The sequence below is a fragment of the Dyella acidisoli genome, assembly GCF_030160295.1.
Taxonomy (GTDB): domain Bacteria; phylum Pseudomonadota; class Gammaproteobacteria; order Xanthomonadales; family Rhodanobacteraceae; genus Dyella_B; species Dyella_B acidisoli.
Map to the genome: position 1 here is coordinate 1 of NZ_BSOB01000031.1, position 13,761 is coordinate 13,761.

3 protein-coding genes are annotated in these 13,761 nt (G+C 58.8%); all 3 read left to right on the forward strand.

The window, feature by feature from the left end; genetic code table 11:
• The first annotated feature begins 533 nt into the window (after positions 1 to 533).
• Positions 534 to 2,618 carry a S46 family peptidase gene (locus tag QQJ86_RS15330; RefSeq protein ID WP_284321848.1) on the forward strand — a complete coding sequence of 695 codons (2,085 nt, stop codon included), beginning with the start codon at positions 534 to 536 and terminating at the stop codon, positions 2,616 to 2,618.
• A 789-nt stretch (positions 2,619 to 3,407) separates the two neighbouring features.
• Positions 3,408 to 12,968, forward strand: a complete 9,561-nt coding sequence (locus tag QQJ86_RS15335; RefSeq protein WP_284321849.1) for a YDG domain-containing protein — start codon at positions 3,408 to 3,410, stop codon at positions 12,966 to 12,968.
• A gap of 116 nt (positions 12,969 to 13,084) precedes the next feature.
• A partial coding sequence (locus QQJ86_RS15340) for an IS5 family transposase (protein WP_284321850.1) occupies positions 13,085 to 13,761 on the forward strand: 677 nt, incomplete at its 3' end.

Here is a 13,761-nt window from a genome sequence, read left to right on the forward strand (position 1 = left end):
TAACAGGCTCATGGCATGGGGAAGGGAAAAGCCTGAACGTGTATGGCTAGGTAGGTGGTTGGTCGCCCATGGTTCTATGTCCCCGCTATACCGCGAGGCGTCGAAGCGCTGAGGACTTAAGGCAGATCTGGCTGATCTGGCAGATCTCAGTAGAGCTCAACTTGTTGGCAGGCGCGCTTTAAGCCCTCAATGCTTCGACGCCTCGCGGTATAGCGGCGCGGTGGAAGCTGGGCCCGCCAACGATCAAAGCAAGGCGTCATCCTTCAGGCTTGTAACTTGCACAGGCCATGAGCTCTTCAGGCCGTTTCTTTGGGTTACTTTTCTTTGGGCCCGCAAAGAAAAGTGACCCGGTCGCTTCGCGACCGGAAGCGCCGCAGGCAATCCACCAACAAACGACACGCCCAGCTGAGGCGAGACGCCAATCACGTTGTAGGTTGGCATCCCGGCCCTGTGCCGAGCGTCATGTTGTTATGTTGTAACACCCCTCGCATACTCGCTTCACTCGGCGCACTGCGCCGTTATGGGGAATGACCATGAAGCGAATGTTCGGTATTGCATTGACCGGCCTGCTCGTTGCGTGTGCAGGAACCGCCATGGCGGACGAAGGCATGTGGGCGCTGGATCATCTGCCAACAAAGCAGATGCAGCAGCGTTACGGTTTTACACCCAGCCAGCAATGGATCGATTTGGTGCAGCATGCGGCGCTGCGTCTGGCCCAAGGCTGTTCCGGTTCGTTCGTGTCGGCCAATGGGTTAGTGATGACCAATCACCATTGCGCCAATAGTTGCCTTTCGCAGCTTTCGAAGGGGCATGAGGACTACATGTCCAACGGCTACATCGCGCTCAAGCAGGAAGACGAGCCGAAGTGTCCCGATGTCGAGCTCAACCAACTCGAATCCATTACCGACGTTACCGCGCAGGTGAACGCTGCCACCGCCGGAAAGACCGGCGCGGAACGCGTGAAAGCGGAGCGCGCCATCGACAGCAAGCTGGAGCAATCCTGCGTCAATGGCGATGCCAAGAATTGGCGTTGCGATGTGATCACGTTGTACAACGGTGGCCGCTACGCGCTGTACAAATACCATCGCTATCAGGACGTGCGCCTGGTGTTCGCGCCTGAGCAGAGTATTGCGTTCTTCGGTGGCGATCCGGACAACTTCAATTTTCCCCGTTATGACCTCGATGTGGCGTTCTTCCGCGCCTACATCAATGACAAGCCGGCGAGCACGCCTCAGTTTTTCAAGTTTTCGTCGCAGGGACCCAAAGCGGGTGACATGACCTTCGTCATCGGCAATCCGGGGCAGACCCAACGCGGCATTCCGTGGATCCAACTGTCAGCGATGCGCGATGTGCGCCTGGTGCCGTTCTATGGTTTCCTGTCGGAACTGCGTGGCGTGCTGTGGCAATACGGTCGCGCAGGTGCCGAACAGACGAAGGAAGCACAAGATCTGCGCTTTGGTCTGGAAAACACCATCAAGGTATTCAATGGTTGGCTGCAGACCTTGGCCGATGACAATTTCGTCGACCAAAAGAAGAAGCAGGATGCATCGTTGCGCGCATGGATGGCCGCCACGCCGGAACGCCGCACGAAATATGGCGATCCGTGGGCAGATCTGGAACACGCGCAACAGCGCAGCAAGGATCTGCGAGCACGCTTCGACATGCTGGAAAATGGCGCAGGTTTCACCGGGCGTTTTGCGCAGCTTTTCGACTACGCGCGCACGCTGGTGCGTGTTGCGGCCGAGCGCGGCAAGCCCGACGGCGAACGCTTGCCGGAGTTCCGCGAAGCCAATCTGCCAGCTGTGGAACACACGCTGGAATCGGACGCACCGGTCTATCCGAAATTCGAGCAGACCATGCTTTCCTGGTCGTTGGAGAAATTCCGGCAGGTGCTGGGTGCGGATGATTCCACCGTGCATGAAGTGCTGGGCAAGCAAGCACCCGACGAGCTTGCGCAGCACCTGGTAAGCGGCACCAAGCTCGCCGATCCTTCCGTGCGCAAACAACTGTGGGAGGGAGGCGAGAAGGCCATTGATGCTTCGAACGATCCCATGATCCAGTTGGCGCGCCAGATCGATCCCGAATCACGCAAGATCCGCAAGGCGTACGAGGATGAAGTCATCGCGCCCACCGACAAGGCCGATGAAACCATCGCCAAGGCGCGCTTCGATCGCGAAGGCATGTCCAGCTATCCAGATGCCACCTTCACGCTGCGGCTTTCCTACGGCAAGGTGGTGGGCTGGAATGAAAACGGTGCGCCGGTGCCGCCGTTCACGCATTTCGATGGCCTGTACAAGCGCGCCACCGGTGCCGATCCCTTCAAGCTGCCGGACAGCTGGGTGAAGGCGCAGAGCACGCTGGATCTGTCCACACCAATGAACTTCGTTACCGACAACGACATCATCGGCGGCAATTCCGGCAGTGCAGTGATTGATCGCGAAGGCCATGCGGTCGGCTTGATCTTCGACGGCAACATTCACTCGCTCGGCGGCGATTTCGTTTACGACGGCAACATCAATCGCGCCGTGGCTGTCGATACTGCGGCGCTGGTGGAATCGGTGCGCAAGGTCTACAACCTGCCACGCCTTGCAGATGAGCTTACGCAAGGACATCTGTAGGGTTGGGGTGATAACCCCAGCATCGCCATGTTCATGTGCATGAGGATGTTGGGGTTTGCGCGGTCTCGTAACACAACTGCCATGATGAATGTTACGCAGGAGCCGTCATTCCCGCGAAAGCGGGAACCCATCTTGCTCTGATGCATCCATTGAAAACAGATTGACCAGCTTCGCTGTTGTAAAGCGCGTCCGCTTTCGCTGGAATGACGGCCATGAGAGGTAAGGCGACCTTCATAACTGACTATGCGCGGTTTCGCGGCTTTTAGAAGGGCGCTAACCTCCAACTCCACCGTTCCTACACGCCACCATCATGTCTCATTAACAATGGAGCATATTGCTCTAACCATGCGCAGTTCCTTGTTATTTTGGAATTTGTAGGTCTAAAATCGCCGTCGCTTCACCAAGCGCAACATCGGTATCGTGGTTTTGGTTTCGTGAGGCTGTGTTAGGGGACATCGCCAAAGCGAGCGTGAGTGACTGACAGTCGGCACTCACGTGTCTTTATCGCGAGAGGTGTCCAGGTGGTAGAGGAGAGGAGCTCCGCTGTAGCTGTACACAAGGATGCAGGCTGGCAGAAAGGATTTGCCGGCCTTTTGATTTATGCGCTTGTCGATAATCCATCGACATGTCTGGCGCTTTCGATCCATTTCATGCGGGACCGCATGAGCGATCGCTTTCCATCTTCGGCTTCTGAATCACCGCAACTGGTTTTGTTCTGGGACCGTGGCAACGCGTGTCATCTGGAAGCATGCGTGCCGCGGAATCGTCCACGCCCGGGTGTTTTGAGCCATGAATCGAATTTATCGTCTGTGCTGGAGCCATGCTTGCCAGCAATGGGTACCTGCGTCTGAATTGGCGAGTGGCAGGTCGGTTGCTTCATCCAAAAATGCATTGAACAAACCGAAGGCGATACGCCGAGGGGCGATGCTGTCGGTGTTGGCAGCATCGCTCTGCGTGGCGGGCATCGCGCATGCCGGCAATGGCATGGTTGGCGGCCAGGTTGTCGCGGGCTCGGGACAGATCCAGCAAATCGGCACGACGACGATCATTCATCAGAACAGCGCAACGCTTACGCTGAACTGGCAGAGCTTCGATATCGCGCCGAACCAGACAGTGGATTTCGTCCAACCAGGCGCACAGGCGATTGCGGTCAATCGCATTTTCAGTGCTACGCCCAGCCAGATCTATGGTCATCTGGAAGCCAACGGCCAAGTGTGGCTGATCAATCCGAACGGCGTTCTGTTTGGGCAAAGTGCGCAGGTGGACGTCGGTGGTTTGATCGCCTCGACATTGGATCTGGACGACAGCAGCCTGCTTTCCGACACGCGCCGTTTCAGTGGTTCGGGCAAGGGCAGTGTCATCAACGAGGGAAGCATACGCATCGCCAACGGCGGTTATGCCGCCTTGATCGGCAACCAGGTTTCCAATCGTGGAGTGATCAGCGCACAACTCGGCACTGTTGCATTGGTGGGTGGTAGCGCGGCCACGCTGACCTTCAGCGCCAACCAGTTGCTGCATGTGCGAGTCGACAACAGCACGCTGAACAACCTTGCAGAAAACCGCCAGCTCATCTCCGCCGATGGTGGTCACGTGATCATGACCGCTGGCGCGAAGGACGCCGTGTTGGGGAGCGCGGTGAACAACACTGGTGTCGTACAGGCTCGCACCCTTGAGCATCGCAACGGTACGATCGTGCTGTTAGGCGGCATGCAGGCCGGCACGGTGAACGTCGGCGGCACGCTGGATGCGAGTGCGCCCAACGGTGGCGCTGGCGGTTCGATCGAGACGTCCGCCGCGCATTTCAATCTCGCAAGCGACGCACGTATTACTGCGGCGGCGCCTTATGGCAGCGCAGGTACATGGCTGGTCGATCCGATCGATCTCACCATCGACGCCGCATCGGCGGCAACGATTTCCAGCACGCTCAACGGCGGCACCAACGTCACAGAGCAAACTACGGCGACTGGCGCATCTGGCGTAGGCGTGCAATCAGCGGGCGCCGGCGATATCAATGTCAACGCGGCGATCAATTGGAGCAACGCCGCTGCGAGTTTGTCGTTGCAGGCTTACCATGCGATCAACGTCAATGCGTCAGTGACGGGCGCAGGCGGCGTAAGCATGAGCGCCACGGGCGGCAATCTCACCATCGCATCGGGCGCTGCCATCAGGGGCGGTACGGGTGTCACGTTGGCGGCCTCCGCCAACTTCATCAACAACGCGGGCGCCAGTGCGGTATCGACCGGAACGTCCGCGCCTTGGCTGATCTATTCCAGCAATCCCACGTTGGATACCGCCGGCGGGCTTGCACCCAACTTCATCCAGTACAACGCGCCGTTTCAGACTGCACCGGTAGGAACGGGTAACGGCTTTTTGTATCGCCTGGCACCGACGCTGACGATCACGGGCATCACCGGCACAGTCAGCAAGGTTTATGACGGTACCACCACCGCAACCATTGCCGGTTCGAATCTGACCACCACGGGATTGGTCAACGGCAATGTCATCGCGACGGCAACGGGCGCCTACGGCTCCGCAAACGCGGGCACAGGCATCACCGTAACCGGGCCGAGTTCGATTTCCAACATCAGCATCACCAACGCGGCACGAACGATTCCGGTTTATGGATACACCTTGTCTGGCGCGATCGCCAGCGCGAACGTCGGTACGATTACACCCGCACCGTTGACGGCGACGATCATCGGCAATCCCACCAAGGTCTACAACGCCACTACTAGCGCCGCGGTGTTGTCGAGCAATTACAGTCTGAGCGGTTTCGTCGCGGGGCAGGGCGCGACGGTAAGCCAGCACGCAACGGCCACGTACGCCAGTGCGACCGCTGGTCCGGAAACCGTCACTGCAACGTTGGTGTCGACCAATTTCACCGCCAATGCCGGCACCAATCTCAACAATTACGCACTCCCGACCACAGCAACCGGACCCGGCACGATCAATCCCGCGCCATTGCTCATCAGCGGCGTGCTCGCAACCAACAAGGTATACAACGGCACCACGGTCGACACTTTGAATGTGAGTGGTGCAAGCTTGTACGGCATCGTCTCCGGTGATGCCGGCTCTGTTGCGCTAAGCAGCACAGGCGCAACCGGCACGTTCAGTCAGTCGAACGTCGGCAACGGTCTTGCTGTTACCGCCGGTGGTTTCACGCTCACAGGCAGCAAAGCCATCGACTATGTGCTGACGCAGCCGCAAGGGCTCAGCGCGAACATTACGCCGCGTGCGTTGAGCATTGCTGGCCTCATTGCCAACAACAAAGTCTACGACGCCACCACCGCGGCGAGCTTGAATCTTGGCGGCGCAACATTGAGCGGCGCGATTGCCGGCGACAACGTCACCTTGTCCAGTACGGGGGTGAATGCGCTATTTGGCCAATCGAACGTGGGCAACAACCTCGCGGTTTCGGCGACCGGTTTTAGCCTTGGCGGCACGGCGGCGGGCAATTACACGCTCAATCAGCCATCGGGGCTGACGGCGAACATTACGCCAAGACCGCTCACCATTACGTTCTCTGGCAATCCCACCAAGACCTACGACGGCACCACCGCCGCAACGCTCAATAATGCGGGCTTCACGGTCAGCGGTTTTGTTGCGGGCCAGAGCGCCACCGTTTCGCAGACCAGTTCGTCCACCTACGCCTCGCCCAACGCAGGCACCAACATACCGGTAACAGCCACGCTGGAAGCGTCCGATTTCACGGCGGCGTCTGGCACCTTGCTTTCCAACTACAGTTTCCAAGCCAGCGTATCCGGTACCGGTACGATCAATCCGATCGTGTTGATCGGCAGCATCATCAACAACCCCACCAAGGTTTACGACAGCACGACTGCCGCCACCTTGAACAGCAGCAATTATGCGCTGAGCGGTTTGCTGTCGGGCCAAAGCATCACGATCAACAAGACCACCGGCACATACAGCTCGCCGAACGCGGGCGTGGAACCGGTCAGCACATCGTTGAATGCATCCAACTATGCCGCTGGCGCTGGCACTTTGTTGAGCAATTACGTGTTGCCGGCATTTGTGAGCGGCTATGGCACCATCACGCCTGCGCCTGTTTCGGTCAGCTTCAACGCTGCGATTACCGGCAACCCTACCAAGGTGTATGACGGCAACAACGTTGCCACCATACCGGCGTCGGGCTTCACGCTATCCGGTTTCAAGGGGAGCGACAGCGCCACCGTCAATCAGACGATCACGGGGCAGTACGCCACCGTCAATGTCGGCTCGCAGCCGGTGACGGCGAGCATGATCGAGTCCTATTTCACAGCAGGGCCCGGCACCAATCTCAACAATTACACATTCCCGATTACCGCCTTCGGCACGGGCACGATCACGCCGGCACCGCTGACCGCGTCGATCATCGGCAATCCGACCAAGGTCTATAACGGCACCACCGCGGCGTCCATCACCTCCGGCAACATTTTGTTGAGCGGATTCATCACTGGCGAGGGTGCAACGGTTACACCAACCAGCCCGGTCAACTACGCCAGCGCCAACGCCGGCAGCGAAGGGCTCACGGCGAGTCTGATCGCCAGCAACTTCACCGCCAATGCCGGTACATTGTTGAGTAACTACACGTTGCCCACGAGCGCATCAGGCACCGGCACCATTACACCTGCGCCGCTTTACATAACGGGTGTATATGCCAACAACAAGGTTTACAACGCAAACACGGCCGATACGCTCAATGTCGGCGCGGCGGCGCTATCGGGCCTGGTGACCTCCGATGCCGGCAAGGTCAATCTGACTTCGGCTACTACTGGCACCTTCTCGCAGGCGAACGTGGGCAACAATCTCACTGTCACGCCAGGCTCGTTCACTATCAGCGGTTCGCAGTCCGCCAATTACACGCTGGTGCAGCCCACGGGCCTGACGGCCAACATCACGCCGGCTACGTTGACGATTACTGGCGTCATCGCAAACAGCAAGGTGTACGACGCCACCACCACGGACAGCCTCAATACCACCGGCGCCGGCTTGAGCGGCCTCTTCGGCAGCGATGCCGTCACGTTGTCGTCGAGTGGCGCCACAGGGCAATTCAGTGGTGCCAACGTGGGCAACAACCTTGCGGTAAGTGCCAGTGGATTTACCATCTCGGGTGCGTCCGCTTCCAATTACACCTTGTCGCAACCGACTGGTTTGACGGCCAACATCACGCCTAAACCGCTCACTGGCACCATTACAGGTTCGCCCACCAAGGTGTATGACGGCACGACGTCGGCGACGCTTACGCCACCGGAATTCTCGCTGACCGGCTTCGTGACCGGACAAGGCGGCGCCATCACGCAATCGGCCTCGTCCAGTTATGGACAAGCCAATGTGGGCACCGGCTTGTTCGTGTCCGCAACGCTGGTGGCATCCGATTTTTCCGCCAATGCCGGAACGAATCTGTCCAACTACCTGTTGCCTACGACCGCAGCGGGCAACGGCGGTGTCATTACACCGGTCGTGCTCAACCTCACCGGCACGCGTGTCTATGATGCGACGACCAATGCTGCGGCCTCGTTGTTCGGCAACAACGGCGTGCTTGCCGGCATCAATGGCCAGACCTTGACGCTTAGCGGTACCGGCACCTTGTCGACCAAGAACGTGGGTTCGCAACGGCCATTCGCAAGCGGTGGCTTGAGCGGTTTCACGCTCACCGGCAACGGTTCCGCGCTCGGCAGTAACTACACGCTGATCGGCGGCACGGATTGGGTCACGATCACACCCGCCACGTTGACCGTGAGTGGTACGGTGGCGGCCAACAAGATTTACGATGCCACGACTACGGCGACGTTGAGCGGCTCCACCCTGGTGGGTGTCTTGGGCGTTGACAACGTCACGCTCGGCAACGCGACCACCGGCACGTTCAACAACAAGAATGTAGGCAACAGCAAGCCGGTCGGCACCGCCATGACCATCAGCGGCACGGATGCGAGCAATTACATCATCGTGCAGCCCACGGCGATTACCGCAAACATCGCACCGTTGACGATTTCGGTAGCTGCTGCCGGGCAGAGCAAGCAATACGACGGCACCACCACTGCAAACGTCAACTTGAGCAGCACCGGCGTGCTGGCCGGCGACAGCGTGTCGTTCGCCAAGACTTCTGCCAATTTCACGCAGAGCGACGTTGGAAACGGCCTCACCATCAATGTGGCGGGCATCACTGCGGGAGGCAAAGACGGCGGCAACTACGTGCTCAGCAGCAACACCGCCACGACCAGCGCGAACATCACGCCGCGCATACTCAACCTCACAAGCACGCGTGTCTACGACGCAACCACCAATGCTGCCGCTTCGCTGTTTGGCAGTAACGGCGTGCTGACAGGTGTGGCTGGACAAACGCTGCAATTGAGCGGCACCGGCACGCTTTCAACTAAGAATGTGGGATCACAACGTCCGTTTGCCAGCGGCGGCTTGAGTGGATTCACGCTCGCCGGCATCGCTGGCTCCAATCCGAACAACTACACCCTGATCGGCGGCACCGACTGGGTCACCATCACGCCGTTTGCGTTGACGATCAGCGGCGCGCAAGCACAAAACAAGGTTTACGACGGCACCACCGCCGCCGTGGTGACCGGCGCCACGCTTTCTTCGCCGTTCACGGGCGATAGCGTTACGCTCAGCAACAGCGGCACCGGTACGTTTGCCAACAAGAACGTCGGTAATGGTATTGGCGTAACCACCAATATGAGCCTGACGGGCACGGATGCAGGCAATTACTCCATCACGCAGCCCACCGGTCTTATTGCCAACATCACACCGCTTGCCATCACGGTTACCGCAACCGGCAATAACAAGGTTTATGACACGACCACCACGGCAAGCGTTAACTTGAGCAGCAGCGGCATCCTTGCTGGCGATAGCGTCACGTTTACCGACAGCTCTGCCAATTTCATCAATCCCAACGCCGCCAATGGTGTTCAGATCAACGTCTTGGGTATCGCCGCTACCGGAGCTGGCGCGGGCAACTACACCTTCAACACCACGGCGACCACCAGCGCGAACATCACGCCGGTCATTCTCAACCTAACCGGTACGCGTGTTTACGATGCCACGACCAATGCCAATACCACGCTGTTTGGCAACAACGGTGTGTTGCAAGGTATCGCGGGGCAGACGCTGACGCTGGGCGGCTCCGGTGTCGCCGCGCTTTCCACCAAGAACGTGGGTTCGCAACAGCCGTTTGCGGCGGGAGCGGTCAACAATTTCACGCTGAGCGGAAACAACGGCGCGCTGTCCAGCAATTACACACTGATCGGCGGTACGGATTGGGTCACCATCACGCCCGCCACGTTGACGGTGGCCGGCACCGTGGCCGCCAACAAGGTCTACGACGGAAATACCACCGCGACACTGAGCGGTTCCACGCTGGTAGGCTTGCTGGGTTCGGACAATGTCACGCTTGGCAACGCGTCCACGGGTAGTTTCGACACCAAGAACGTAGGTAACAGTAAACCTGTCAGCACCGCTATGACCATCAGCGGTACGGACATAGGCAACTACATTCTGCAGCAACCTACCAATATCACAGCCAATATCACGCCACTGGCGATCACCGTTGCAGCAACCGGCAACAACAAGACCTACGATGGCACCACCACGGCGTCCGTTGGCCTGAACAGCACTGGCGTGCTGCTGGGCGATACGGTGAACTTCAGCGACACCTCAGCGAACTTCAGCACCGCTAATGCCGGTAACAGCATCGGCATTGCGGTGAATGGTATTGCCGCCAGCGGCACCGATGCCGGCAATTACACGTTCAACACCAGCGCGAACACCAGCGCGAATATCACGCCGGCGATCATCAATCTGTCCGGTACACAGGTTTACAACGGCACCACCACGGTTAATGCCAGCACTTTTGGCAACAGTGGCGTGATCGCGGGCGTGGACGGGCAGACGCTCACGCTGACCGGTTCGGGCACGGCACCCAGCAAGAATGTCGGCACATATCAGCCGTTCACGCTGGGCAGCCTCACCTTGAACGGCAGCAACGGTTCGCTGGCGAGCAATTACACGCTGGTGGGCGGGACGGACAGCATCACCATTACGCCCTTGAACGTGATTGTCTCGGCCAATGGCGAGAATAAGGTGTACGACGGCACCACCAACACTGCCGTTACGCTCAACGCTACCGGTACGGTGCCCAGCGACGACATCCACTTCAGCTACGGCGGAGCCAGCTTTGCAACGCCTAATGCAGGCAATGGCATTGCGGTTTCCGTGACGGGCATTAACGCTACGGGTCTGGATTTGTCGAACTACACCTTCAACACCAGTACGTCCACCAATGCGAATATCACGCCTTACGTACTCAATTTGTCAGGCACGCGCCCTTACGACGGCGGTACGAATGCGGAAGCAAACTTGTTCGGCAACAACGGTGTCTTGACCGGCATCAACGGCGACACCTTGACGCTGAGTGGTACCGGCATAACGTCCAGCAAGAACGTCGGTACGTACAACCCGTTCAACTTGAACGATCTCGCGCTGACCGGTAATGGTTCGGCGCTGGGCAGCAATTACACGCTGGCCGGTGGCGCCGATACGTTCACCATTACGCCTTTGGCGGTGACGGTGAGCGCGATTGGGCAGGACAAGACGTACGACGGCACGACCAATGCCGGTGTCACGCTGCTTGGCTCGGGACTGATCGGTGGCGACATCGTGAGTTTTGTCGATACATCCTCTCAGTTCGCTTCGCCGAATGCCGGACACAATGTTTCCATCAGCGCGAACGGTATTACTGCAGCCGGGCGGGATGCGGGCAATTACACCTTCAACACCACGGCCAATACGGTCGCCACGATCAACCCGGCTGTGCTCGACCTCACCGGCACCCGCGTCTACGATGCCACCACGAATGCCGCTGCGAGCCTGTTCGGCAACAACGGCGTGTTGACGGGCGTGCATGGCGAAACGCTCACGTTATCAGGCACAGGTAGCTTGTCCACCAAGAATGTGGGAGAGCAGCAAGGCTTCGCTTCAGGAGGCTTGAGCGGTTTCACCCTGACCGGCAATGGCGGAGCGCTTTCCAGCAACTACACCTTCGTAGGTGGCGATCAATGGGTGACGATTACGCCCGCGATGCTCACCGTTATCGGCACGACCTCCAGCAATCGCGTTTACGACGGAACAGCAGTGGATGCGCTCACCGGTTCGCAGTTGTCCGGTCTGCTTGGCAGCGACAGCGTAACGCTGGGTAATGCCGACGTCGGCCTGTTCAACGACAAGAATGTTGGCAGCAACAAGCCGATCACCACGGACATGACCGTCAGCGGAACGGATGCCGGCAACTACATACTTGTACAGCCAACCGGATTGACCGCGAGTATTACGCCGCTAGGCATCAACGTGAGCGCTACTGGCACCAACAAGGTGTATGACGGCAACACATTGGATACGGTCGGCTTGGGCAGCACGGGCGTGCTTGCCGGCGATCAGGTGAGCTTCGCCAACACATCGGCCAATTTCTCCGACAAGAACGTCGGCAACGGCAAGGCGGTGACGGTGGATGGCATTTCCGCCAGCGGTGCCGACGCGGGCAATTACGTTCTGCTGAACACCACGACGACCACTACTGCGAACATTACGCCGTTGGCGATCACCATCAACGCCACCGGCACGAATAAAGTGTTCGACGGCAATGCGCTGGATACGACGTCGCTGTACGCCACCGGTGTTCTGCCTGGCGACCAGTTGAGCTTTACCGGCGATTCGTCGCTGTTTGGTGATCCAAACGCGGGCAATGGCAAGCCTGTGACAGTCAGTGGGATTACCGGTAGCGGCACAGACATCGGCAACTATGTTTTCAACACCACCGCTACCACGACGGCGAACATCACACCACTGCCGATCACGGTGATCGCCAATGGCAGCAACCGTCCGTACAACGGCAATAGCAACGACAGCGTTGCGTTGAGCAGTTCGGGTGTGCTGGCCGATTATCCGGTGGGCTTCAGCGATACCTCGGCCTTGTTCAATAGCCCTTATGTGGGCAACGACAAGCTGGTCACCGTATCCGGCATCAGCACCACCGGACCCAACGCGGGCGATTACCTGGTGATCGATCCCATCACGACCACTGCGGCGGATATCACGGATATCGGTTTGTCCGGTACGGGCGTGCAGGGTAGTTGGCTGGCCCAAATCGAGGGCGTCATTCAACCGGAGTCGATTGCGACACCTTATGGCACCGCCGATATGAGCGCAGTCGGCGTGTTCAACGGCAATCAGAAGAAGCGGCATCGTCCGATCGAGCGCAACGTGATTCGCGCGGATTTCAGGTCGGGATTGCCGATCAGCATTCTTAATGGAGGTGTGAGATTGCCTAGTGATGCGTCTCCTTGACAGTTCGCAAGAAGAAGATGTTGCGTGTGTGAGATGTGTGGTTTTTTCTCGCCGTCATTCCCGCGAAAGCGGGAAGTTTGCAAAACTAAGCATTGCTCCAACGAAGGGCCATAGTGATGCGCAAACAACCGACGATGAGCCTGGTGGATGGTTTAGTGGTGGGTGGTGGTAACGCCCGCCTGGAACGCATCGACACCTTGATTGACTGGTCCTCGTTGGAGCAAGCGCTGACGCCGCGTGGGACGGCCCGAACGGGTCGTCCGGCGTATCCGGCGTTGATGATGCTGAAGATTCTGTTGCTGCAAAGCTGGTATGGCTTGGGTGATCCGGAGATGGAAGAAGCCCTGGGCGACCGACTGTCGTTTCGGCGCTTTGTGGGACTAAGCCTGGGCGAGAAGGTGCCGGATCATTCGAGCCTGTGTCGGTTTCGCCAAAGCCTGCAAGGGCAAGCCGAAGCGGTGTTTGCGGAAGTGAATCGGCAGTTGGATGCACACGGCTTGATTTTGCGGCGAGGCACCCTGATCGATGCGACCTTGATACCGGCGGCGGTGAGCGAACCGCCCAAACAGAAAGGCGGTGGACGTTCGGCCACCGATCCGGACGCTGCCTGGACCAAACGCGGCGCGAAGGCGACATTTGGCTACAAGCTGCATGTGGCGGTGGATCGCGATTCGCAGTTGGTGAGGGCGGCGCAGGTGACGCCAGCGAACGTCAACGAGGTATGCATCGGTCACGCCTTGGTGCAAGGGGACGAAGCGGCGGTATGGGCGGACAAAGGCTACGTAGGTCCGGC

Excerpts from the sequence above, each read along its gene's own strand:
- QQJ86_RS15330 (WP_284321848.1), top strand. The coding sequence starts at position 534 with ATGAAGCGAATGTTCGGTATTGCATTGACCGGCCTGCTCGTTGCGTGT.
- QQJ86_RS15335 (WP_284321849.1), top strand. The coding sequence starts at position 3,408 with ATGAATCGAATTTATCGTCTGTGCTGGAGCCATGCTTGCCAGCAATGG.